Origin of the sequence: Agromyces sp. SYSU T00194 (assembly GCF_040496035.1) — a bacterium.
Classification (GTDB): domain Bacteria; phylum Actinomycetota; class Actinomycetes; order Actinomycetales; family Microbacteriaceae; genus Agromyces; species Agromyces chitinivorans.
Genome location: NZ_JBEPJZ010000001.1, coordinates 837,521 through 860,553, shown reverse-complemented (window position 1 = coordinate 860,553; position 23,033 = coordinate 837,521). Strand labels below are relative to the sequence as shown.

At 69.1% G+C, this 23,033-nt stretch carries 21 protein-coding genes; 17 read left to right on the top strand and 4 right to left on the bottom strand.

What is annotated here, in order from left to right; translation table 11 throughout:
* Nucleotides 1-13: 13 nt before the first annotated feature.
* On the top strand, nt 14-1,285 hold the full coding sequence (locus ABZK10_RS03965) for an ABC transporter substrate-binding protein (RefSeq protein ID WP_353807891.1): 1,272 nt from the start codon (nt 14-16) through the stop codon (nt 1,283-1,285).
* Nucleotides 1,286-1,411: 126 nt separating this feature from the next.
* Here the strand turns inward: ABZK10_RS03965 and ABZK10_RS03960 are convergent, their stop codons facing one another.
* Nucleotides 1,412-2,422 carry an NAD(P)-dependent alcohol dehydrogenase gene (locus tag ABZK10_RS03960; RefSeq protein WP_353807890.1) on the bottom strand — a complete coding sequence of 337 codons (1,011 nt, stop codon included), beginning with the start codon at nt 2,420-2,422 and terminating at the stop codon, nt 1,412-1,414.
* Nucleotides 2,423-2,433: 11 nt separating this feature from the next.
* On the bottom strand, nt 2,434-4,530 hold the full coding sequence (tkt, locus tag ABZK10_RS03955; RefSeq protein ID WP_353807889.1) for a transketolase: 2,097 nt from the start codon (nt 4,528-4,530) through the stop codon (nt 2,434-2,436).
* Between the two features lie 207 nt (nt 4,531-4,737).
* On the opposite strand from tkt, the gene ABZK10_RS03950 reads away from it, so the two are divergent.
* The 15 genes from ABZK10_RS03950 to arfB all read left to right on the top strand — a co-directional run bounded on the left by ABZK10_RS03950 (nt 4,738) and on the right by arfB (nt 18,822).
* On the top strand, nt 4,738-5,769 hold the full coding sequence (locus tag ABZK10_RS03950) for a zinc-dependent alcohol dehydrogenase family protein (protein ID WP_353807888.1): 1,032 nt from the start codon (nt 4,738-4,740) through the stop codon (nt 5,767-5,769).
* Nucleotides 5,766-6,425: a DUF2291 family protein gene (locus tag ABZK10_RS03945; protein ID WP_353807887.1), complete on the top strand. Its 660-nt coding sequence runs from the start codon at nt 5,766-5,768 to the stop codon at nt 6,423-6,425. Before ABZK10_RS03950 ends, ABZK10_RS03945 begins: the two co-directional genes overlap by 4 nt.
* Nucleotides 6,422-7,951 carry a sugar ABC transporter ATP-binding protein gene (locus tag ABZK10_RS03940; protein ID WP_353807886.1) on the top strand — a complete coding sequence of 510 codons (1,530 nt, stop codon included), beginning with the start codon at nt 6,422-6,424 and terminating at the stop codon, nt 7,949-7,951. The genes ABZK10_RS03945 and ABZK10_RS03940 overlap by 4 nt, the downstream gene beginning before the upstream one ends.
* A 22-nt stretch (nt 7,952-7,973) precedes the next feature.
* Nucleotides 7,974-9,101 carry an ABC transporter permease gene (locus ABZK10_RS03935; protein ID WP_353807885.1) on the top strand — a complete coding sequence of 376 codons (1,128 nt, stop codon included), beginning with the start codon at nt 7,974-7,976 and terminating at the stop codon, nt 9,099-9,101.
* A gap of 50 nt (nt 9,102-9,151) precedes the next feature.
* Nucleotides 9,152-10,135 (top strand): D-ribose ABC transporter substrate-binding protein, encoded by a 984-nt coding sequence (locus tag ABZK10_RS03930; protein WP_353807884.1) that lies wholly within the window; start codon nt 9,152-9,154, stop codon nt 10,133-10,135.
* A gap of 90 nt (nt 10,136-10,225) precedes the next feature.
* The gene (locus ABZK10_RS03925) at nt 10,226-11,953 is read left to right on the top strand and encodes a dihydroxyacetone kinase family protein (protein ID WP_353807883.1); all 1,728 of its coding nucleotides are present in this window, start codon (nt 10,226-10,228) and stop codon (nt 11,951-11,953) included.
* Nucleotides 11,954-11,975: 22 nt separating this feature from the next.
* Nucleotides 11,976-12,449 carry a ribose-5-phosphate isomerase gene (locus ABZK10_RS03920; RefSeq protein WP_353807882.1) on the top strand — a complete coding sequence of 158 codons (474 nt, stop codon included), beginning with the start codon at nt 11,976-11,978 and terminating at the stop codon, nt 12,447-12,449.
* A 58-nt stretch (nt 12,450-12,507) separates the two neighbouring features.
* Complete coding sequence (locus ABZK10_RS03915; RefSeq protein ID WP_353807881.1) at nt 12,508-13,239, top strand: triose-phosphate isomerase family protein; 732 nt, start codon at nt 12,508-12,510, stop codon at nt 13,237-13,239.
* Nucleotides 13,240-13,254: 15 nt separating this feature from the next.
* Nucleotides 13,255-14,070 carry a DeoR/GlpR family DNA-binding transcription regulator gene (locus ABZK10_RS03910; RefSeq protein ID WP_353807880.1) on the top strand — a complete coding sequence of 272 codons (816 nt, stop codon included), beginning with the start codon at nt 13,255-13,257 and terminating at the stop codon, nt 14,068-14,070.
* 63 nt (nt 14,071-14,133) lie between these two features.
* Nucleotides 14,134-14,598 carry a DUF1643 domain-containing protein gene (locus ABZK10_RS03905; RefSeq protein WP_353807879.1) on the top strand — a complete coding sequence of 155 codons (465 nt, stop codon included), beginning with the start codon at nt 14,134-14,136 and terminating at the stop codon, nt 14,596-14,598.
* An 80-nt stretch (nt 14,599-14,678) separates the two neighbouring features.
* Entirely contained in the window at nt 14,679-15,023 is a 345-nt protein-coding gene (locus ABZK10_RS03900) for a hypothetical protein (RefSeq protein ID WP_353807878.1), read from the top strand.
* Between the two features lie 146 nt (nt 15,024-15,169).
* Nucleotides 15,170-15,553 carry a hypothetical protein gene (locus ABZK10_RS03895; protein WP_353807877.1) on the top strand — a complete coding sequence of 128 codons (384 nt, stop codon included), beginning with the start codon at nt 15,170-15,172 and terminating at the stop codon, nt 15,551-15,553.
* A complete protein-coding gene (locus tag ABZK10_RS03890) occupies nt 15,435-17,057 on the top strand; it encodes a LuxR C-terminal-related transcriptional regulator (protein ID WP_353807876.1) in 1,623 nt (540 codons plus the stop codon). Before ABZK10_RS03895 ends, ABZK10_RS03890 begins: the two co-directional genes overlap by 119 nt.
* Nucleotides 17,058-17,198: 141 nt before the next feature.
* On the top strand, nt 17,199-18,341 hold the full coding sequence (locus tag ABZK10_RS03885) for a class I SAM-dependent methyltransferase (protein WP_353807875.1): 1,143 nt from the start codon (nt 17,199-17,201) through the stop codon (nt 18,339-18,341).
* Nucleotides 18,342-18,384: 43 nt separating this feature from the next.
* Nucleotides 18,385-18,822 (top strand): alternative ribosome rescue aminoacyl-tRNA hydrolase ArfB, encoded by a 438-nt coding sequence (gene arfB, locus ABZK10_RS03880; protein ID WP_353807874.1) that lies wholly within the window; start codon nt 18,385-18,387, stop codon nt 18,820-18,822.
* Between the two features lie 117 nt (nt 18,823-18,939).
* Here the strand turns inward: arfB and ABZK10_RS03875 are convergent, their stop codons facing one another.
* The gene (locus ABZK10_RS03875; protein ID WP_353807873.1) at nt 18,940-19,623 is read right to left on the bottom strand and encodes a hypothetical protein; all 684 of its coding nucleotides are present in this window, start codon (nt 19,621-19,623) and stop codon (nt 18,940-18,942) included.
* A gap of 1,017 nt (nt 19,624-20,640) precedes the next feature.
* Between ABZK10_RS03875 and ABZK10_RS03870 the strand changes: the two genes are divergently transcribed.
* A complete protein-coding gene (locus tag ABZK10_RS03870) occupies nt 20,641-21,189 on the top strand; it encodes a hypothetical protein (protein ID WP_353807872.1) in 549 nt (182 codons plus the stop codon).
* A 233-nt stretch (nt 21,190-21,422) separates the two neighbouring features.
* On the opposite strand, the gene ABZK10_RS03865 is transcribed toward ABZK10_RS03870, so the two are convergent.
* Nucleotides 21,423-23,027, bottom strand: coding sequence for an ATP-dependent nuclease (locus tag ABZK10_RS03865; protein ID WP_353807871.1), 1,605 nt, complete (start codon nt 23,025-23,027; stop codon nt 21,423-21,425).
* Nucleotides 23,028-23,033 lie beyond the last annotated feature (6 nt).

Here is a 23,033-nt window from a genome sequence, read left to right as displayed (position 1 = left end):
AAGGGTGTCGACGATGACACAGCACACCACCCGATGGATCGCCGCGCTCGGCGCCGCGGCCCTCGCCGTACCGGCGCTCGCCGCGTGCAGCACCCCCGGGGACGCCGCGCCCGGCGTCACCGAGGAGTCGATCGTGATCGGCACGCACCAGCCGCTCACCGGCCCCGCCGCCGCGGGCTACGCGTCGATCTCCGCCGCGACCCAGGCGTACTTCGACTACGTGAACGACAACGGCGGCATCAACGGCCGCACCATCGAGTACCTCGTGAAGGACGACGGCTACAACCCCGCCGAGACCCAGACCGTCGTGCGCGAGCTCGTGCTCGAAGACGAGGTCTTCGCGATCGTCGGCGGCCTCGGCACGCCCACGCACAGCGCGGTGCTCGACTTCCTGAACGACAACGAGGTGCCCGACCTCTTCGTGGCATCCGGCAGCCTCGCCTGGGACCAGCCCGACGCGTACCCGATGACCTTCGGCGTGAACACCGACTACACCCGCGAGGGCAAGATCCTCGGCGCGTACGCCGCGGAGGAGTTCGCCGACGGCACGTACTGCTTCCTCGGCCAGGACGACGACTTCGGCGAGGACTTCTCGGCGGGCGTGCTGCAGACCCTCGGCGCCGACTTCGCCGAGTCGCAGGTCTACACGGTCTCGAACCAGGACGTCGCGCCACAGGTCGTGGCGATGCAGTCGGCCGGATGCGACGTGGCGTTCCTCGCCTCCATCCCCGGGTTCACCGCGCTGACGATCGGCACGGCGGCGCAGCTCGGCTGGTTCCCGCAGTACATCACCGCCAACCCCGGCGCCGACTACCCGACCCTCGCCGAGTACCTCGGTGACGCGGCACCGCTGCTGCTCGAGGGCTTCATCTCGTCGAACTACCTCGGCGCCGCCGGCGACGACAGCGACGAGTGGGTGCAGCTGTTCCGCGACATCAACGACGAGTACGGCGACCCCGACGTCTTCGACGGCAACACCGTCTACGGCATGGCGATCGGCTACCTGACCGCCGAGGCGCTCGCCAAGGCCGGCGACAACCCCACCCGCGAGTCGCTGCTCGAGGTCGTCGCCTCGGGCGAGCTCGTCGGCAGCGGCGTCGTGCCCCTCGCCTTCGGCTCCGACAGCCACGCGGGCTACGCCGGCGCGCAGATCACGCAGGTCGTGAGCGGCGCGCAGGTGCCGATCGACGGCTCGCCGTTCGTGACCGACTCCGGCGACGGCCCGGTCGAGGTGTACGACGGCGGCTCGGCCCCGATCGAGAACGACGGCATCCCGGTCGGCTGACGCCGGCCGAGTCGAGCGGCGGATGCCCCGGGGCCGCGTGCGCCCCGGGGCATCCGCCTGCCCGCCTCCGTGGAGGGAGCAGATCGTCCACGGGCGGCCGCAACCACGGTCGCCCGCCGGAGACCGCTAGGGCCGGAACGGCTCCACGATGGACTTGATGGTCGCGGGGTCGACGGTCGACTCGAGCGCCGCCTGCACCTCGCCCAGGCCGAAGGTGCCCGTCACCATCGCATCGAGGTCGACCTGCCCCGATGCGACCAGGGAGATCGCGGTCGGCCAGGTGTTGGCGTAGCGGAAGACCCCCGTGACGACCAGCTCCCGGTTCTGGATCGTCGTGACGGGCAGCGCGATCTCGGGGAGGCCCATGCCGACGAGCACGACCCTGCCCGACGGCCGCACGGTCGAGATGCCCTCGCGCACGGCCGACTCCGCGCCGGATGCGTCGACGAACGCGTCGACCTGCGGCAGGTCCGTCCCCCGCGTCGCACGCGGGTCGATGACCTCGTGCGCGCCGAAGCGGAGTGCGCTCTCGCGGCGCGCCGCCGCCACGTCGGAGACGATGACCTCGGTCACGCCGTAGGCGCGCGCGACCTGCGCGAGTGCGATGCCGACCGGGCCCGCACCGGCGATGAGCACGCGTGAGCCCGGCGTGAACCCGGCCTTCCGGGCCGTGGCGATCGCGACCGACAGGGGCTCCATCAGTGCGGCCGCGTGGTCGGTCACCCCGTCGGGGATGCGATGCGCGAAGTGGCCCTGGATCGTGACGTACTCCTGGAAGGCGCCGTCCGTGCCGGGAACCGCGTAGAACCGCATGTGCGGATCGAGGTGGTAGTCGCCGCGGAGCGTCTCGGGCGACGAGGGCGACGGATGCTGCGGCTCGATCGAGACCCGTTCGCCGACGCGAGCGGGATCGATGTCGTCGCCTGCGGCGACGATCGTGCCGCCCGACTCGTGACCGAGCACGAGGGGCTCCGTCACCTGCCAGTCGCCCAGGTGGCCGTCGCGGTAGAAGTGCACGTCGGAGCCGCACACGCCGACCGCGGTGACCCGCACGAGCACCTCGTCGGGCTGCGGCCGGGGCACGGACCGGTCCCGGAGCTCGACGTGCCCCGGCCCGACCAGGACGCTCGCGCGCATCGACGCGGCGTTCACGAGGACGCCCGGAGGGTCTCGCGGGCGGCCGCGACGACCGCGTCGGTGGTGAGGCCGAACTGCTCGAACAGGGTGCGGGCGTCGGCGGAGGCGCCGAAGTGCTCGATCGAGACGCTGCGGCCGTGGTCGCCGACGTAGCGGCCCCAGGTGAGCGCGAGGCCCGCCTCGACGGACACGCGGGCGGTGACCGCCGCGGGCAGCACGTGCTCGCGGTAGTCGGCGTCCTGCTCCTCGAACCACTCGAGGCTCGGCGCCGAGACGACGCGGGCCTGGACGCCCTCGGCGGCCAGCGTCTGCCGTGCCGTGATGGCGAGCTGGAGCTCGGAGCCGGTGGCGATGAGGATCACGTCGGGGGTGCCGTTCGGCGCCTCGGCGATGACGTACGCGCCCTTGGCGACGCCTGCGGCGGAGGCGAGGGTGTCGCCGGTGGCGTCGCCGTCGCCGCGTGCGAACACGGGGATGTTCTGGCGGGTCAGGGCGATGCCCGCGGGCCCGCCGCGGCGCTTGAGCATCTCGAGCCAGGCGTGCGCGGTCTCGTTCGCGTCGCCCGGGCGCACGACGGTCATGTTCGGGATGGCGCGCAGTGACGCGAGCTGCTCGATCGGCTGGTGGGTGGGGCCGTCCTCGCCGAGCGCGACGGAGTCGTGGGTCCACACGTAGATCGAGGGGATGTCCATCAGTGCGGCCAGGCGCACCGAGGGGCGCATGTAGTCGCTGAAGATGAGGAACGTGCCGCCGAACGCGCGGGTGGGTCCGTGCAGCACGATGCCGTTGACGATCGCGGCCATGGCGTGCTCGCGGATGCCGAAGTGCAGCACCCGCCCGTACGGGTTGCCGGCGAACTCGTGGGTGGAGTGCTCGGTCGGGATGAACGAGGCGGCGCCGTTGATGGTGGTCAGGTTCGATTCGGCGAGGTCGGCTGATCCGCCCCACAGTTCGGGCAGCTGTGCGGCGAGGGCGTTGATGACCTTCCCGGACGCGGCACGCGTGGAGACGTCCGTGCCGGCTTCGAACACGGGCAGGGCGCCTTCGATGTCGTCGGGCAGGTCGCCGGCGCGGACGCGGTCCAGGAGCGCCTTGCGGTCGGGGTTCGCGGTCGCCCAGGCCTGGAACGCGAGTTCCCACTCGGCGCGCAGGACGGCGCCGCGGTCCACGGCCAGGCGGGTGTGCGCGATGACCTCGGGGGCGACGGCGAAGTGCTGCTCGGGGTCGAAGCCGAGCACCTCCTTGGTCGCGGCGAGTTCCTCGGCGCCGAGCGCGGAGCCGTGGATCTTGCCGGTGTTCTGCTTCTTCGGCGCCGGCCAGCCGATGATCGTCTTCAGCACGATGATCGAGGGCTTGCCGGTCTCGGCCTTCGCGGCCTCGATCGCGGCGTGCAGCTGGTGCACGTCCTCGACGTACTCCCCGGTCTGCTTCCAGTCGACGGTCTGCACGTGCCAGCCGTACGCGGCGTAGCGTGCGGCGACGTCCTCGGTGAACGCGATGTCGGTGTCGTCCTCGATCGAGATCTGGTTCGAGTCGTAGATCACGACCAGGTTGCCCAGCTGCTGGTGCCCGGCCAGGGAGGACGCCTCGCTGGTCACGCCCTCCTCGAGGTCGCCGTCGGAGGCGATCACGTAGACGTGGTGGTCGAACGGCGACTCGCCGGCCGGCGCGTCCGGGTCGAACAGGCCCCGCTCGAACCGGGCCGCGTACGCGAACCCCACGGCCGACGCCAGGCCCTGCCCGAGCGGACCGGTCGTGATCTCGACCCCGTCGGTGTGCCCGTACTCCGGGTGCCCGGGCGTCTTGGACCCCCAGGTGCGGAGCGACTCGAGGTCCTCCAGCTCGAGCCCGTACCCGCCGAGGTAGAGCTGGACGTACTGGGTCAGCGAGCTGTGACCGGCGGAGAGGATGAACCGGTCCCGGCCGAGCCAGTCCTGGTCGGACGGGTCACGACGCATGACCTTCTGGAAGAGCAGGTACGCCGCCGGCGCCAGGCTCATCGCGGTACCGGGGTGGCCGTTGCCGACCTTCTCCACCGCATCCGCCGCGAGGACACGAGCAGTGTCCACGGCGCGCCGATCGATCTCTTCCCATGTGAACGCGTCCAACGCATCTCCTTCGATCGTCCCTGATCGGCACGTCTGCGTGCCTCCATCAAAATGTTATAAACCGATGTTGCTTGTCACGTGAATCCGTGTCAAGATCACAAGCAACATAACACGGAGGGATTCCCTCCGCCCCTGTCGCAGGGGGAGAGAGCGCCGAGGCTCGGGAGCGTACCCGCGTCGACGGCGACCACGAGTACGGGAGCACAGATGCGCGCAATAGTCTTCACAGACGAGGGGGCACTCGCCCTCGAGAACCGGGATCGTCCGGAGCCCGGCTACAAAGAGATCCTCATCCAGACGGCGGCTGTGGGGATCTGCGGCACGGACACCCACGTCTTCGACGGCGAGTTCGAGGGGACCGTGTTCCCGCTCGTCCCCGGCCATGAGGCGACGGGCACCATCGTCGCGCTCGGCGAGGGCGTGAACTCCGGGGTCTTCGACTTCGCCGTCGGCGATCACGTCGCGGTGAACCCCAGCACCACGTGCGGTGAGTGCGAGTTCTGCCTGAACGGCCACCAGAACCTCTGCCGGTTCTGGAACGGCCTCGGCGTCGTCGCCTCCGACGGTGCATCCCAGGAGTACTTCACCGCGCCGGCAGGCAACGTCTACAAGCTCAAGCCCGAGACCGACCTCTACGAAGCCGCGCTCATCGAGCCGCTGGCCTGCGCCATCCGCGGGTGGGACGTGCTGCCCCGTCGCCTCGGAGATCACGTGCTCGTCTACGGCGCCGGCACCATGGGCCTGCTCATGGCGCAGCTCGCGACGAAGGCGGGTGCGGCGACGGTGACCATCGTCGACCTGAACGCCGAGCGGCTGAAGACGGCCGAGGAGTGCGGCATCGCACTCCGGTACACCTCGGCGGACGATGCCGACCGCGAGAAGTGGGACGTCGTGATCGACTGCACGGGCAACATCCGTGCGATCGAGGACGCCCTCACGCGCGTCAAGCCGGCCGGGTACTTCCAGGACTTCGGTGTCGCGCCCGCCGACAAGACCGCGCAGTTCTCGCCCTTCCGGGTCTACCGCGACGAGATCTCGATCGTCGGCACGATGGCCGTGCTGAACTCCTTCGGTCGCGCCGTCGAGCTGTTCGAGGCGGGGGCGATCAACGCCACGGCGATGATCAGCCACTCGTTCACCCTCGACGACTACGAGCAGGCCCTCGAGATGTTCCGCAAGGGCGAAGGGCGGAAGCTGCAGATCCGTCCGAACGACACGGCATCGCGGGTGCTCCTGTGAGTGCGGCGACGGATCAGACCGCGGGCACCCGCGGCAGCTCGTCGCGACGGGCGCTGTGGATCTGGATCGCCGTGGGCGCCGTGCTCCTGTTGGGCATCGTGCTCGGAACCCGTGTCGTGGCCGCGGACGACCCGCTGGCCCAGGGAGCGGTCGAGTTCGACGCGGCGACCTTCGGGGCCGACACGTTCCCCACCGTCCAGTCCGACGTCGTCGCCCAGGCCGTCGACGCCCAGGTGCTCGCCGAGGCGATCGCCGCCGACCCGGAGGCTGCTGCCGCCGAGTACGCGGTGCAGAGCTCGGGCGGGCCGGTGTACAGCGTCACGTTCACCGGCGTCGTCGGCGAGGGGCAGTCGGGCATCTACGCGGTCGACGTCGAGGGCGTGCCGGACGACCTCCTCATCCGCGTGCAGACCGGCCCGGCCATCAACGGCACCGAGCTGCGCGACGCCACCGGGGAGATCACGTTCGGGCAGTTCACGAACCAGATCGACTACCAGAACGCCGGCTCCGCGCTGAACGAGGAGATGAAGGCCAGCGTGCTCGCCGACATCGACGCGTCGGCCCTGACCGGCCAGACGATCACGGTCACCGGTGCGTTCACGCTCATCAACCCGGCGTCCTGGCTGGTCACCCCGGTGGAGGTGTCGGTCTCATGACTTCGGATGCCGCTTTCGACGACGTCGTGCTCGAAGCGCGCAACATCGTCAAGACCTACGGCGGAACGCGTGCGCTCAAGGGCGTGAACTTCGAGATCCGGCGGGGAACCGTCACCACGCTCTTCGGGGAGAACGGTGCGGGCAAGTCCACGCTCATGAAGATCCTCTCCGGGGTGGAGCAGCCGACGTCGGGTCAGATCATCCTCGACGGCGAGCCGGTGCACTTCGCCTCGACCAACGACGCGCGCGACCGGGGCATCTCGATCATCCACCAGGAGCTGAGCCTCGCACCGAACCTCTCGGTGCGCGACAACATCTTCATGGGTCGGGAGATCCACGGGCCGTTCGGCGTCGACTACGCCGAGGAGACCCGGCAGACGGAGGCGCTCCTCGACGAGATGCAGCTGCCCATCCCGCCCGACGCGCTGGTGCACGACCTCCGGGTGGGGCAGCAGCAGATCGTGGAGATCGCCCGCGCGCTGTCGGTCAACTCGCGGATCCTGATCATGGACGAGCCGACGTCGGCCCTCGCGGCCGCGGAGGTCCAGGTGCTCTTCGGCATCATCCGCGACCTGCTGGCACGCGGCGTGGCGATCGTCTACATCTCGCATCACCTCGAGGAGGCGCTCGAGGTCACGGACCACGCGGTCGTGCTCCGCGACGGGACGATGACGGCGCGCGACGAGCGCGCGAACATCGACCTCGAGTGGATCGTGCGGAACATGGTCGGCGAGAACTTCGACCTCGGCTCGCCTCCGACGGGCTACGAGTTCGGGGAGGAGATCCTGCAGGTCAAGGGCCTCACCGTCGTCGACGTGGAGAACCCCGAACGGGCCATCGTGAACCGGCTGGACCTGAACGTGCGCAGGGGTGAGATCGTCTGCATCTACGGCCTCATGGGGGCCGGCCGCACCGAGCTGCTCGAGGCGATCGCCGGCAAGGAGGCGGTCGCCGAGGGCGAGGTGCTCCTGGACGGCGCGTCACTGGCGCCCCTGTCGATCGCCGAGCGCATCGATGCCGGGGTCGGGCTCGTCCCCGAGGACCGCCAGCGCGACGGCCTGGTGCAGACCTTCGACGTCGGCACGAACCTCACCCTGGCGAGCCTCACGCGGAGCATCTCGCGCGGCGCACTGTCGCGCCGGCGCGAGAAGGAGCGGGCGCGCGAGCTCATCCAGACGGTGACCGTGAAGACCTCCGGGCCGGACCAGTCGATCGGCGCACTGTCGGGCGGCAACCAGCAGAAGGTCGTGATCGGCAAGATCATCGCCACCGAGCCGCGCGTGATGCTCCTCGACGAGCCGAGTCGCGGCATCGACGTGGGCGCGAAGGGCGAGGTGTTCCGCCTCCTCGCCGAGCGCGCCAAGGATGGCCTCGCGGTCATCTACTCCACCTCAGAGGTGGGCGAGTGCCTCAGCATCGCCCACCGGATCATCGTGATGCGTCGTGGCCGGATCTCGGCGGAGTTCGGTCCCGACGCCACGAAAGACATGATCATGGCCGCCTCCGGCGAGTCCGTGGCCGCATAGAGAGTCCAGAACGGATCGGACAATGACGACGACGACGACATCCACCATTCTCGCCAAGCGCAGGGAGTTCTCGCTGGCGAAGCTGCTGCTCGAGGGGCGCGCGTTCCTCGCGCTCATCCTCATCATCGTGGTGTTCTCCCTCCTCTCACCCAACTACCTCACGGTCGAGAACCTGCTGATCATGGCGTCGCACGTCGCCATCTACGCACTGCTCGGCATGGGGATGCTGATGGTGATCCTGAACGGGGGCATCGACCTCTCGGTCGGCTCGACCCTCGGCTTCTCCGCCGTCATCGGCGGGTTCCTGCTGCAGGGCGTGCCGATCAACATCTTCGGCGTGATCCTGTTCCCGAGCGTCCCGGTGGTCGTGATCCTCTCGGTGGGGGTCGGCGCGCTGGTCGGGCTGGTCAACGGCATCCTCGTTGCCCGCTTCAACGTCGCGCCCTTCGTCGCGACGCTCGGAATGCTCTACGTCGTGCGCGGCCTGGCCCTGCTCATGACCAACGGCCTGACGATCAACGACCTCGACGGCGATCCGGCGCTCGGCAACGCCGGGTTCGAGTGGCTCGGCTTCAACCGGGTCCTCGGCATCCCGATCGGCGTGATCATCATGGGCATCGTGGCCCTCGTGCTGGGCTACGTGCTCGGACGCACGCGCTTCGGTCGCTGGCTGTACGCGTCGGGCGGCAACGAGCGCGCCGCCGAGCTCTCCGGCGTGCCGGTCCGTCGCGTGAAGGTCTCGGTCTACGTCATCTCCGGCATGTGCGCGGCGATCGCGGGACTCATCCTCGCCTCGACGCTGACCAGCGCCAGCCCCACCGCGGGCAACACGTACGAGCTCACGGCGATCGCCGCCGTGGTCATCGGCGGTGCCGCGCTCTCGGGAGGCCGCGGAAACATCCGGGGCACCCTGCTCGGCGCCTTCGTCATCGGGTTCCTGGCCGACGGTCTCGTGATCGTCGGGGTCTCCGCCTACTGGCAGATGGTGTTCATGGGCGCGGTGATCGTGGTCGCGGTGCTGCTGAACACCCTCCAGTACGGCCGCCGGCGTCGCCCCGCGGCGCCCACGCCGCCCCCGCCGTCGGCGGGACCCGCGGCGCCCCCATCGTCAGGAGCGCCGCAGCCGGTCTCGGCCGGCCGCAGCTCCTGATGCACCATCCCGGCAGTGAGCGCTGCCGGGTCACCAAGAAAGGACGATCCATGTTTCGCAAGAAGGTCATCGCCGCCCTCGCTGCGGGCGCACTCGCAGTGGGTGTGAGCGCCTGCTCCACCGGAGAGTCGACCGACACGTCGGGCGCGGCCGAGGGCGACGCGGGCGGTCTCATCACGATCATCGTGAACGACCCCGCCAACCCCTACTGGAAGACGGAGGGCGACGTCGCCCAGGCCACCGCGGAGGAGCTCGGCTACGAGGCCACGGTCGGCGCCCACAACGGCGACACGAACACCGAGAACTCCCTGATCGACACCGCGATCTCCAACCAGTCGGTGGCGATCATCCTCGATCCCGCCAACGCCGACGGCTCCGTCGCCGCCGTGCAGAAGGCGACCGATGCCGGCATCCCGGTGTTCCTCGTCAACGCGGAGATCAACGAGTCCGGCATCGCGCTCGCGCAGCTCGTGTCGAACAACTCGCAGGGCGCGGCCATCGGCGCGCAGGAGTGGGTCGCGCAGATGGGCGAGGCGGGCAACTACGTCGAGCTGTTCGGCGCCCCCTCCGACAACAACGCGCAGACCCGCTCGAACGGGTTCTCGACCGTCATCTCGCAGTACCCCGAGCTCGTCGAGGTCGGCGAAGAGGTCGCCAACTGGGACCGCACCGAGGGTCGCAACAAGATGCAGGCCCTGATGCAGGCCAACTCCGACATCAACGGCGTCATCTCGGGCAACGACGAGATGGCACTCGGCGCCATCGCCGCGCTGAAGGAGGCCGGCCAGCTCGACGGCGTGATCGTGGGCGGCTTCGACGGCTCCCCCGACGCGGTCGACGCGGTCAAGGCGGGCGAGCTCGCCTACACCGTGCTGCAGCCGGTCGCCGTGTTCTCGGCGGAGGCCGTGCAGCTCGCCGACGAGTACATCCGCACGGGTGAGGCGCCCGAGACCGAGAAGCAGTCGTTCGACTGCATCCTCATCACGGTCGACAACGTCGACGGCATGACGGGTCCGTTCACCTACTCCGGCTGAGCCGGTCACGACCGGTCGCGCGCTCCCGCGCGGCCAGCGAGGGCGGATGCCCGCCTGCATCCGCCCTCGCACCCATCAACGAAAGACATCATGAGCTACGTCCTCAACTCTCCCGAAGACTTCGCCGACGAATCCGCAGACGGCTTCGTCGCCGCACATCGCTCGCTCGTCCGCCGGGTGAGCGGTGGCGTCGCGCGGCGCACCGCGACCCCTGCGGGACAGGTCGCCGTGGTGATCGGCGGCGGATCGGGCCACTACCCGGCGTTCGCGGGCCTCGTCGGCCCGGGCCTCGCCCACGCCGCCGCCATGGGCAACGTGTTCGCCTCGCCCAGCAGCCAGCAGATCTATTCCGTGGCGCGATCGGTGGCGACCGATGCCGGCGTCCTGCTGTCGTACGGCAACTACGCCGGGGACGTGCTGAACTTCGATCTCGCGCAGCAGCGCCTCATCGATGAGGGCATCCCCTGCCGTACGGTGCGGGTGACCGACGACATCTGCAGCGCCCCGGCGAGCGAGGCGCACCGGCGTCGCGGCATCGCCGGCGACCTGGCCGTCTTCCGCGTCGCGGGCTGGGCGGCCGCGCGGGGGCTCGCCCTCGACTGGGTGGCCGACGTCGCCGAACGCGCCAACGCGCGCACCCGCTCCATCGGCGTGGCCTTCTCCGGGTGCACCCTCCCGGGAGCGGATGCACCGTTGTTCACCGTTCCCGACGGCCAGATGGCCGTGGGCATGGGGATCCACGGCGAGCCGGGCCTCGAGCTCCGGCCGCTTGCGACGGCCGACGAGCTCGCGCGGCTGCTCGTCGACGCGCTGCTCGACGAGGTGCCCGACGGCGTCGAACGCGAGGGCGCACGCGTCGCGGTCATCGTCAACGGCCTCGGGTCGGTGAAGTCGGAGGAGCTGTTCGTGGTGTTCGGCGCGACCCAGCGCCTGCTCGAGTCGCACGGCATGGTCGTCGTCGAGCCCGAGGTCGGCGAGTACGCGACGAGCTTCGAGATGGCCGGGATCTCCCTCACGCTGATGTGGCTCGACGCCGACCTCGAGGCCGCCTGGACCTCGCCGACGTACACCCCCGCCTACCGGAAGGGGCGCGTCGACGATGACGCCGACGGCGAGGTCGTCGCCCAGGAGGACGACGAGTCCCTCTCCGGCGAGCTCCCGCCGGCCTCCGCGGAGTCCGTCGAGGCGGGCGCACGCGTCGCCGCCGCCATCGGGGCGATCCGCGCGGTGATCGATCGCGAGGCGGACGAACTGGGTCGGCTCGACGCGATCGCGGGAGACGGCGATCACGGCATCGGCATGCAGCGCGGTGCGCGCGCCGCCGACGCGGCCGCCCGACTCGCGTCGGAGCGCGGTGCCGGTGCGGGTTCCGTGCTGATCGCCGCGGGCGACGCCTGGGCCGACAAGGCAGGTGGCACCTCCGGCGCGCTGTGGGGTGCGGGCCTCCGTGCCGTGGGCACCACCATCGGCGACGACCAGGCGCCCGACGGTGCGACCGTCGCGGCCGGCGTCGAGGCCGCCCGCGCCGCCGTGCAGGACTTCGGCAAGGCCGAGGTCGGAGACAAGACGCTCGTCGACGCCCTCGTGCCGTTCGCGCGAGCGCTCGCCGAACGGGCGGGCGGCGGGGCGGGCCTCGCATCGGCCTGGCGGTCGGCCGCCGACGTCGCGACCGAGTCGGCTCGCGCCACCGCCGACCTGCTGCCCCGCATGGGGCGCGCCCGCCCGCACATGGAGAAGAGCCTCGGCACCCCGGACCCCGGGGCGATCTCGCTCGCCCTCGCGGTGACCGCGGTCGCCGAGACGCTCTCCACGCACTGAGCCCAGATCGAGAGGAACACCCATGACGGAGAAGTGGCGCATCGTCGTCGGCTGCGACGATGCCGGATTCGAGTACAAGGAGCGACTGAAGGCCGACCTCGAGGCGGACCCGCGTGTCGCATCCGTGGTCGATGTCGGGGTGGATGCGGACGGTCACACGCCGTACCCGAAGGTCGCCGTCGCGGCCGCGGAGCGCATCCGCGACGGCGAGGCCGACCGCGCCCTGCTCGTCTGCGGCACGGGTCTCGGGGTCGCCATCGCGGCGAACAAGGTCAGCGGCATCCGCGCCGTGACCGCGCACGACAGCTTCAGCGTCGAGCGCAGCGTGCTGAGCAACAACGCCCAGGTGCTCACGTTCGGCCAGCGCGTCGTCGGCATCGAGCTCGCTCGTCGACTCGCACGGGAGTGGCTCGGCTACACGTTCGACGCGACATCCGCCTCCGCGCAGAAGGTCGCGGCGATCGATGCGTACGAGCAGACCGGCAGCTGTGGATGAGCTCGGGAGCGTCAGCCCACCGGAGGGCGCTGGGCGCTCGTCCGTGCGCGTCCTGGGGGTGAGCCTCAAGCTGTACCTCGGTGTCGACGAGTCCCGGCAGTGGGCTGCGGAGGTCGCGCGAATCGCTCGCGCGCATCCCGCCGTGCGGTCGGGTGCCGTCGAGGTGTTCGTGCTGCCGTCGCTCCCGGCCGTGCCGGGCGTGCGGGACGCCCTGGCCGGCACGGCGGTGCGGTTCGGGGCGCAAGACCTGCACTGGGCCGACCGCGGCGCCTACACGGGAGCCGTGAGCGGCGCCGACCTGCGTGAGATCGGATGCACCCATGTCGAGGTGGCCCACTCGGAGCGGCGGTCGGTGTTCGGCGAGGACGGCGACGTGGCACGGGCGAAGCTGCAGGCGGCCCTGCGCAACCGCCTCACCCCCGTGCTGTGCGTCGGCGAGCCGGAGCGGCGCGAGCCGGCCGAGGCGGCCGCGCAGTGCCTCGAGCAGCTGCGGTCGCTGCTCGACGGCGCGGGCGACGACTCCGCCGACCTCATCGTCGCCTACGAGCCCGAATGGGCGATCGGGCAGCCAGAGCCGGCGTCCGCGGCCCACGTCCGCGCCGTCGTCGCGGCGCTGCGCGACGGCATGGCGCAGCACGGGGGGTCGGTGCGGTTGATCTACGGCGGAAGCGCGCAGGAGGGAACCCTCACCGAGCTCGCCGATGCGGTCGACGGCCTCTTCCTCGGCAGGTTCGCGCACGATCCGGCGTCGTTCGCTCGGATGCTGGACGAGGCCGCCGCGCTAGGTTGATATCGAGGAGGGACGATGAGCACGACCGCCGAAGGACTTGCCGATCCGTCACCGCGCCAGAACCGGCAGGCTGCTCGTCAGCAGGCCATCACCGAGGCGGTCATGGCGGCAGGAGTGGTGCGCATCGAGCAGCTCGCGGAGCAGTTCGACATCAGTGTCATGACGGTGCATCGCGACCTCGACGAGCTCCAGAGCAAGGGCATCCTGCGCAAGAGCCGTGGCGTCGCGACGGCGGTGGCGACCCCGATCGTCGAGTCGAGCGCCGTCTACCGGTCCAACCGCCAATCGGAGGAGAAGGAGTCGATCGCCCTCGCGGCCCTCGAGTTCATCGAACCCGGCCAGGCGATCATGCTCGACGACAGCACGACGGTGGGGCACCTCGTTCCGCACCTGCGCAACAAGCGGCCGCTGACGGTCATCACCAACACCCTCACGATCATGGACGAGCTGCGTGACGCGAACGACATCACGATGCTCGGCCTGGGCGGGCAGTACTACAACTGGTGCAACGCCTTCATGGGGCGCATGACGACGACGTCGATCCAGTCGATTCGAGCCGATGTCTTCCTCACGTCGACGGCGGCCGTGACCGACGACATCGCCTTCCACCAGTCCCTGGAGACGGTCGACGTCAAGCGTGCGATGTTCGACGTGGCGAGCACGAGGGTGCTGCTCGTCGACCACACGAAGTTCCAGAAGCGCGCCCTCCATGCGCTCTTCACGCTGAAGGACTTCGACGCGGTCGTGGTCGACTCAGCGATGCCGCGGGTCGAGGTCTCCCGGCTCCGCGACGCCGGCGTGAAGGTCGTCGTGGCCAAGCGGCAGCGCTGATCGCGTCGTCGGCGCCGCCGCACGCGCGAACCCGGATCCGGCAGGAGGGGGCCCGCCCGACCGATGACCGACTTCGTCTCCGCCACCGCAGACATCCGCGGCGACTACCGCTACTCGCTCACCCGGGTCTGGGATCCGACGCTACCGACGATCACGTTCGTGCTGCTCAACCCGAGCACCGCCGACGCAGAGCACCTGGACCCGACGCTGCGCCGATGCGTGGGCTTCGCGACGCGCGAGGGCTTCGGCGGCATGCTCATCGTCAACCTCTACGCGTTCCGCACGAAGTCGCCGAAGCTGATGCAGGCCGCGCCCGACCCGGTGGGCCCGGAGAACGACCGCGTGCTCGCCGGCGTCACCGGCACGGTCGTCGCAGGCTGGGGCAATCACGCCGACCCGGCGCGCGTCGCCGAGGCGGTGGCGCTCCTGCCGCCGCTTCTCGCGCTGGGTGTGAACAAGACCGGGCAGCCGACGCATCCGCTCTACGTGCCCGAGGATGCGCCGCTGATCGAGTGGCCGCCTAAGTGAGCAGCGCTCGCAGCGCAATGTGGTGTGCGGTGCGTCCTGGCAGCAGCACCCATGTCTGAAGGCGTCGATACAGTCTCCGCGTGTGGATTGCAGTGGCATCGACCCTTGCATTGGTCGGCGCGTCCTGGCAGGTGGGTTTGGCGTTCCTCGACGGCATCGAATCCATGGATGATTTTCTCGGCGCGAAGAATGCGCTCATGCGCGAGGAACGTGCCCGTATCCGCGCATCTGTTCCCCGCTGGAAGCTGATGAGGCGACGACAAGAACTCACCAAGGTCGAGTCTCTCGCGCAGGATGCAATGACTGAACGTGAGCTTCGACTCGAGCGCCGGTTCGATAGACAGGCGTACGCCTGGGGTTTCGTCGTTGCGGGAACGTTGTTCGCGACGATAGACGGATGGACCGACGTCTTCATGAGTCGTTGACCGTCGGCAGGTGCGCGTACCGCGGCGCTGAGTCAAGCCGGTGCCGAACTGACCGCAGGCCGGTGGATCGAACGATGCAGCCGCCCCCGCAAACTGCATGAATCGGCCGACGCTACCGAGGCCCGGCCCTCCGTAGCGTCACCCCCATGGAACTCGCACTGCTCGCCGGCACGGTCTCGACCGTGCTGTTCGCCACGGCGAACCTGCCGATGGTCGTCAAGGCGGTGCGGTCGCGCGACCTCGCGTCGTACAGCCTCCCGGCGCTCCTGCTGGGCAACGTCGGCAACCTGTTCCACACCGTCTACATCACCACGCTGCCGTTCGGGCCGGTCTGGGTGCTGCACGGCTTCTACCTGGTGACGATGCTGGCGATGCTCGTCATGTACCTGCGCTACCGGGTAGGCTCCCGGCATGTCCGACGCGAGCGTCCTGATCGACGCGGCGCGCACGGCCCACCGCGACGCGAACTGGCGCGACGCCCGGGCGAGCTTCCTCGCGGCGAGCGCGGAGGGTCCCCTTGCACCGGATGACCTGCGCGCCCTCGCCGCGAGCCAGTGGTGGCTGAGCGACGTCGACGGATGCCTCGTGTCGCTCGAGTCGGCATTCCGGGCGTTCCGCGCCGCGCGCGACGAACTCGGCTGCGCCGACACGGCCCTGCTGATCTCGTTGCTGCGACTCACGCGCGGCGAGCTCACGGTCGGCACCGCGTGGGCGCGGCGGGCCGAGCGCCTGCTCTCGGGGCATCCTGACCGCCTTGCACACGCCTACCTCGTGTACCTCGAGGCCGCCGGCGGCCTGGCTGCAGACGGGGAGGAGCTGTGGACCGCAGGCTCGGTCGCACGCCTGCGCGAGCTCGACGACGCCCTCGACGACCCGGCGGTCGGCGCGCTCGCCGCCGTGGTCGAGGGCATGCACGCGATGCGCTCCGGCGATGCGGCCGCCGGCTTCGACAAGCTCGACGAGGCGATGCTGGCGGTCGTCGGCGGCGACGTCGCGCCCGAGTGGGCGGGCGACATCCTCTGCATGACTATCCACGCCTGCCACGAGCTCGCCGACTACCGGCGCATGGCCGAGTGGACGCGCGCGACGGAGCAGTGGTGCGCCGCGTACGGGGCCGACGCGGTGTACGTCGGCGTGTGCCGCGTGCACCGGCTCGAGCTGCGCAGCACGGGCGGCGACTGGGCCGAGACCGAGTCCGAGCTCGAGCGCGCCTGCGCCGACCTGCAGTCCGCCGACCCGTGGGTCGCGGGCGAGGGCTGGTACCAGGTCGGCGAGATCCGGCGGTTGCGAGGCGAGGCCGCCGGCGCGCGCACGGCGTACGCGCAGGCCCGCGAGCTCGGCATCGACCCGGCCCCCGGGGAGGCGCTGCTGCACCTCGCCGACGGTGACGGCGACCGTGCGTGGGCGCTCCTCACCTCGGCCCTGATCGGTCGCGACCGCCTGGCGCGGGTGCGCCTGCTGCGCGCCGGCGTCGAGGTTGCGCTCGCCACCGGCCGCGACGCGAACGCACGCGAGATGCGCGACGAGCTCGCCGCCGCGGCAGACGACTTCGGCACCGACGGCTTCCGGGCCTGGGCGGAGCACAGTCGCGGCATGGTCGCCCTCGCCGACGGCGACGCGGCGACCGCAGTGGAGGCGTTCCACCGCGCGCTCGGCCTCTTCACCCGGCTCGGCATCCGCTGGGAGCAGGCGAGCATGCGGTCGTGGATCGCCGCGGGGCTCGAGGCGCAGGGCGACGCCGCTGCGGGTGCGCAGATGCGAGCGGATGCTGCTGAGGCATTCGACCGGCTCGGCGCACGCCCGGTCGTGGTGCAGGCCCGCACGGAGGCGCCCCGGTCGGGTCCGCTCACCGCGCGGGAGGCGGAGATCCTCGCGCTCGTCGCCGATGGGGCGTCGAACCGCGACGTCGCCGGCCGGCTGTTCATCAGCGAGAAGACCGTCGGCCGCCACCTGGCGAACATCTACCTGAAGCTCGGCGTCGGCTCCCGCACCGCGGCGGCGGCGTGGTGGCGCGACTCGGCGCACGGCTCGTAGCCCCGCGGGCCCACCGTGCATCACGGTATGCAGACCGCGGTCGCGAGATGCATGATTCGGCCGATGAGCCCCGCGGTGCCCCCTCCGTAGCTTCGGAGGTGCCGACGACACGTCGGCGCGCAGACACCGAGGGGACACATCATGACCATCACCACACCCGAGGCGCAGGCCGCGCCCGAACCCGCCGACATCGAGCGGGCACCCGACACCGACACCGTCGACGACGCTGCCGTCGACGCGTTCGCCGACCGCATGCTGACGTCGTTCCTCGGCGCCATCGAGACGATGTCGGTGCACCTGGGCAGCCGGCTGGGCTGGTACGACGCCCTCGCGGGCGCCGCCGCAATTACGACCGCCGAGCTCGCCGCACGCACCGATACCGATGCGCGGTACGCACGCGAGTGGCTCGAGCAGCAGGCGGCCGCCGGCATCCTCACCGTCGACGACGCCTCGGCAGACCCGGAGCGCCGCCGGTTCTCGCTCCCGGCCCACGCCGAGCCGGCGCTCACCGACCGCACGAACCTCGCCTACATGGCACCGCTCGCGCGCATGCTCGCCGCCGCGGGGCAGTCGATGCCCCACATCATCGACGCCTACCGCACCGGCGGCGGCGTGAGCTGGCAGCAGTTCGGCGCCGACGCCCGCGAGTCGCAGGCCGAGGCCAACCGCCCGTGGTTCGACGCCATGCCCGCGGTGCTGGCCGACGTGCCGCAGGTGCACGAGGCGCTGTCGCGGCCGGATGCCCGCATCGCCGACGTCGGCATGGGCCTCGGCTGGTCGTCGATCGCGCTGGCGTCGGCGTACCCGCAGCTGCGGGTCGAGGGCTTCGACGTCGACACCGCCTCGGTGGTCGCCGCGGGCGAGAACGCGCGGGCGGCGGGAGTCGCCGATCGCGTGCGGTTCCAGGAGACGGATGCCGCTGAGCTGGCCGAGCACGGACCGTTCGACGCGATCTTCGCCTTCGAGTGCATCCACGACCTGCCCCACCCGGTCGACGTGCTGCGCGCGATGCGCGACGCCGTGCGCCCGGGCGGAACGGTCGTGATCATGGACGAGGCGGTCGCCGACGCGTTCGCGCCGAACGCCGGCGACCTCGACCGGCTGATGTACGGCTACAGCCTGTTCGTCTGCCTGCCGGACGGCCGCTCGCACGGGTCGAGCGCCGCCACCGGCACCGTCATGCGGCCCGACACGCTGCGCGCCTACGCGCGCGAGGCCGGCTGGAGCGACGTGCGCGTGATCGTGCCCGAGTTCGGCTTCTGGCGCTTCTACGAGCTCATCTGACGGATGCCTCGCACAGCCCGCGGTCTCGGGGCATGATGGGCCCATGCCAGCCGCCCATCGCCCCGGACTGCGGGTCACCGCCGGGCTCACGATCCCCGAGTCGGAGCTGACCTGGCGCTTCTCGCGCTCCTCGGGCCCGGGCGGCCAGGGCGTGAACACCGCCGACTCCCGGGTGGAACTGGTGTGGGATGTCGCGGGCTCGACCGTGCTCTCGGTGCAGCAGCGCGAGCGCCTGCTCGACCGTATGAGCGGTCGGCTTGTGAACGGCGTGCTGACGATCGCCGCCTCCGAGCACCGCGCCCAGCTGCGCAACCGAGATGCCGCGCGGGCGCGACTCGCCGCTGTCGTCGGCGACGCCCTTCGCCCGCCGGCGCCGTCGCGTCGCCCGACGAAGCCGAGCCGCGGCTCGAAGGAGCGCCGCCTCAGTGAGAAGAAGCGTCGCACCGACGTCAAGCGCCTGCGTCGCCCGCCCGTCGACTGAGGCGCGCCCGCGACCGCTCGATCCGCTGCGCGCTCGCGCGAAGCGTGCCCAGGAGGCGCGCACTGCGCCCGGACGGCTCAGGGATCCAACTGCTGTTACCGGTAGAGAGCAGGGCGATCACTTCGCTGTGCCGCCCTGCTCTCTGACTGGATAGAAATGGAAGAGGATTCGCTCAACAAATAGAAGGGCAAACGACAACCCACCGCCGATCACGAGTGCTGCGAAGAACGCACGTCTGGACTCGTCCGATTGAGCGAAGGGGTCGCGAAGCAGAGCTTGCCCGCCCGGGAATCCGCCATCAACGGCCCATACGACTTCGTCGTCGGTGACGGTATCCGGTGCGGCATACTCGACCGTTCGGCTCCCAACATCGACTTGTGTGTCGACGACGGTGCTCGTAACCGTGACGGGGTTGACGGGCAGACACCCTTGCGTGAGTGCGAAGGTGGCCGCGACCTCGGATGGCTCGAGCTCGCACGATTCATCGAGCGGGGGACCCGGCGCCCAAGCGTTGGGGGCCAAAGCAATAGGAGGGAAAGCTACGAACTGGTCACCGTTCACTGTGAACGAAGGTGGCGTTGATATCGGCAGCCAGACCACGGCCACGCTTTGGCCGTCCTCGCGTGTGTTTGGCATGCGTCCGCTCACGACACTCACCCGGTTCCTGTCGTAGCCCTCAAGCTGGGCCACAGACTCGGCGACTACTTCTTGACCGAGGCTGTTCCCTAATTCCTGATCGAAGCTGAACATCATCGCAGGATTGCCAGCCTGCGATCCGCATTCGATGCCGTTGACCTTCAAGTGGAAATTGTCGTACTTGCAGTACAGAGACGGGTCTCGGTTCGGCGTAACGACGTAATCTCCGGACGCAACCACGTACCAATGATCGCTCGAGTGGGGAGTTTCGAATGTGATCCTTAGCTCCGCAATGCTGACGTCGGCTGAGCCGGTCGCCCAGAAAGCTACTTCGACGGTGGCTTGGACACCGGACACCCCGCTCTCATCAAAGGGTCCGCGATCATGTAGGAGCAAGATTCCGCCATCCGGTGCCCGGTCTCCGCTGAGGATGGTGAATCCGGGCCAGATTGCGAACCCAGCTACGCCGAGCAAGACCGCCGAGCTGGAGAGAATTGCCAGTATCCAACGCTGTTTAGTTGGACTTTCCCGCCTGTCCCGTGAAGGAGGTGGTGTGGAGTCGGGAGAGTCTGCCCTGCGCAAGGCTCGCGCCGCCATGAGCGCACCAAATCCGATTGAAAGTACGACGCCCACGATTCCCCATGATGAACGCCTCATACGCCGAGGCTAGTTGTAGTGGTGACCCGCCGCGAGAACCGGTCCGCCCATTCCCCGGCGAGGAGGTCGGAGGTGGCCGGGGGTCGACGCGACCGTACGGTAGCTCCGCACGGCGTGACTGCAAGGCTACGAAGGGTCTCCCTGAGGAGGTGGCGGCGGCGTCGAGCGTGAGCTCCGTACGCGCGTACACATCGATCCCCGCCTGCGCTTGCGGGCCAGCCCGTACAGTGTCACGGGCCTACGACGACGAGAAGTTCGCCCGGACCAGCTTCGGCGCCCCAAGAGCGGGCGCGGAACGTCCTCCGCGCCGAGGACACGGAGATCGACGTCAAGAGGCGCCGCGTCCGGTCCGACCGGGTCTCGTAGCCCGACGACCTCAAGCAGTCGTTCCTCGACACGCAATTGCCCGTCACGTGCAGCCGCACCCGCCCGAACTTTTCGGCGGCAGGCGTTCGAGATCGAGGGGTCCATACGTAGCCAGCGCGGCGCACCGATGCGGAACGCGCCGACCGCGATACTTGTGCCGTGGAGATTGCGGAGCTGGTGCTCGCCTACATCAAGGTTCTCGTCTGGCCTCTGGTAGTGGTACTGGCTCTGCTGCTGTTCCGTCGCCAGTTTGCGCGGATGTTCGGTCGTGTGATCGAGGCGCGCGGGTTCGGCGCAATGCTGAAGCTCACCGAGGACGTTGCTGAGGCTGCAGAAGTATCCGAGTCGTTGCCCGAACTCGCCGAGGCGCCCGAGCTTCCGTCCGAACCGGCAGGGTCGGGACCGCTCCCGGAAGATCAGGCTGGACGCATGCTCTTCGCATGGAACCGCCTCGAGTCGGCAGCAGTACTCACGGCCAGGCGGCTTGGATTGAGCCCGATGGCGAGTCTGAACCTCGGGGTGCTCGCCCGCGAGCTACAGGATCGAGACTTAGTTGGCGCCAAGACCGCCAATCTCATGCGTGATCTGCAGGGGGTTCGGAACAAGCTTGTGCACGCCTCCGTTGACCTTCACGTCGGCGAAGGTTTCGCGGATGACTTCGTTGACGCACTCGGCAACCTAGAACGGGTACTCCGCGCCATCAAGTGACGCGGGCACCAGGGCGTAACGCCACCCGAACTCCGACGGCCGCGGAGGGAAAGAGCGGGTTGAGCGCGCTGCTACCCGGTCAACTCCGATTTCGAAGCACTCGGAGGACGGACTCCGAACAACACCGTTTCCACGCCTACCGTCGTTCCGGGAAGGTGCGCGGCTATCGTGCGGCGGCATTGCACGCCCTCGCGATTTCGGACCGGGACTCTGCAGGCAGTGTTTGGTCCTCATCATCCGGCTGTAGCATTCGCGGAGTCGATCAGTGCGACAAGTTCGTTGACGCGCTCATCAAGATCGTGGAGCCAGGATTGTGGCGGGGAAGCGCACACCGCTCGCGCGACGGCAACTTTGTTGATCTCACGGCCAATGACACTCGCGTCGAGTGGGTTCTCGTAGCGAGTTGGTTCGTGGTCGACTGATGCCCTCGGATCAACTTGGAGCACTGCCTCAGATAGCGACTGCCACGGTACGTAGTTTTCAATCGTGTAGCCAGCCGTGATCCACGCGAGGCTAGTCTCTTCTTCGGATGTCTGAAGTTCGGTTCTGACTCGCTTCTTGGTCTCGTTGATGCGCGAGTGCGCACTCCTCTTGTCGCTGTCAATCACCACCGCCATGTATCTGTTGAGGCGGCGCAACGAGATGAAGTCCTCAACCGGGTCAACGTCACTTGCAGAGAGCGAGTTCAGGAGCTTGCCACCATAGAACATGACCGAGTAGTGAATGCCCTCGATGTATCTCCCGGGGGCACGCGTTTGAATCCAGTGGTTCAGGTAGATGCGGTCGGAGGGGCCCTCGACCCAAATGACTGCGTTCGCTTGCACAAGATCTGACGGACGATAGCCGAGATCAACGCACACACGCGACTGGGACGCTGCGTTACCTACGTTGGCAACCAGCGTTCTCCCGTCGAGCTTCTGGACATGGAAGATCGACCCGAGTGATGAGTCGAGCATGTGCGCCGAGTGAGTTGCGATGAAGTACTGGTTGGAGGTCCGGTTGCGCAGGTACTGCAATAACTTCCGTTGCAGCAAGGGATGCAGGTGGATTTCTGGCTCTTCGATGCAGAGAACCGAGTCTTGCACCACCGTCGCTGCCGCGGCGAGAATGACGACCTCGTGGATGCCCGTACCAAGATTCTCGATCGGAAGGGTCACGCCCGACTGCGTTACGTGGATCGTCTTCAGATCATGTGGAATATCTAGGGAGACGTCTGGGGTCTCAAGGACCGACCGGACGAATTCGTTGATCTTCTCGAACTCAACCCGCCTGTGTAGGTCCACGGTCGATGGGTTCTGCAGTTTGAGCAGCCGGGCCTTCAGGTTGAGTCCGTTGAGGTCTTGCGCACCCTCGTCCGAATCCTCGCTAATTGCGCGCAGTCCGGCCACGGTGTACGCGTCGGGGAGTGGCCTGTCCAGAAAGCGCCGAAGCATCGATGATGCGACGGTTTGGAAGTCCCCACCGCCAGGGCCGGAGGCGCCTAGGAGTGACTTGACCATCTGTGCCGAACGAATGCTCTCCCTGTCACCCGATTCAGGTTGAATGCCGGCTATGTAGTCCTTCGTAAACTTGAGATTTGAGTGCCGTGAGGGCCACCCCTCGACCTCGAACCAGACCGCGTCCTTGCCAACGCGATGGATGCGACTCGTCGGGGCAAACATAGAGGTGAGGTAGCGCGCGAGCTGTGAAGCAGAGCCAGGGTTGGACTCGGTGAGTAGCTCGATGGCCCATTGCCTGTCAAACGCGATTCCCGTGGTCAAGTTCTGTTCCGCTTCACCGCTTGGGCGATCAAAGAACGTGAGCTTTGGGGGCTTTCGCGCAAGCATGTGCTCGACCACTCGCAA

Coding starts and splice junctions, on each gene's coding strand:
- ABZK10_RS03890 (WP_353807876.1), top strand. CDS start 15,435: ATGTCCGACGCGAGCGTCCTGATCGACGCGGCGCGCACGGCCCACCGC.
- ABZK10_RS03925 (WP_353807883.1), top strand. CDS start 10,226: ATGAGCTACGTCCTCAACTCTCCCGAAGACTTCGCCGACGAATCCGCA.
- ABZK10_RS03960 (WP_353807890.1), bottom strand. CDS start 2,422: ATGCGCGCGAGCGTCCTGGTCGGGCCGGGGCACGTCGAGCTCCGGGAC.
- ABZK10_RS03930 (WP_353807884.1), top strand. CDS start 9,152: ATGTTTCGCAAGAAGGTCATCGCCGCCCTCGCTGCGGGCGCACTCGCA.
- ABZK10_RS03950 (WP_353807888.1), top strand. CDS start 4,738: ATGCGCGCAATAGTCTTCACAGACGAGGGGGCACTCGCCCTCGAGAAC.
- ABZK10_RS03935 (WP_353807885.1), top strand. CDS start 7,974: ATGACGACGACGACGACATCCACCATTCTCGCCAAGCGCAGGGAGTTC.
- ABZK10_RS03940 (WP_353807886.1), top strand. CDS start 6,422: ATGACTTCGGATGCCGCTTTCGACGACGTCGTGCTCGAAGCGCGCAAC.
- ABZK10_RS03895 (WP_353807877.1), top strand. CDS start 15,170: ATGGAACTCGCACTGCTCGCCGGCACGGTCTCGACCGTGCTGTTCGCC.
- ABZK10_RS03920 (WP_353807882.1), top strand. CDS start 11,976: ATGACGGAGAAGTGGCGCATCGTCGTCGGCTGCGACGATGCCGGATTC.
- ABZK10_RS03910 (WP_353807880.1), top strand. CDS start 13,255: ATGAGCACGACCGCCGAAGGACTTGCCGATCCGTCACCGCGCCAGAAC.
- arfB (WP_353807874.1), top strand. CDS start 18,385: ATGCCAGCCGCCCATCGCCCCGGACTGCGGGTCACCGCCGGGCTCACG.
- ABZK10_RS03965 (WP_353807891.1), top strand. CDS start 14: ATGACACAGCACACCACCCGATGGATCGCCGCGCTCGGCGCCGCGGCC.
- ABZK10_RS03905 (WP_353807879.1), top strand. CDS start 14,134: ATGACCGACTTCGTCTCCGCCACCGCAGACATCCGCGGCGACTACCGC.
- ABZK10_RS03885 (WP_353807875.1), top strand. CDS start 17,199: ATGACCATCACCACACCCGAGGCGCAGGCCGCGCCCGAACCCGCCGAC.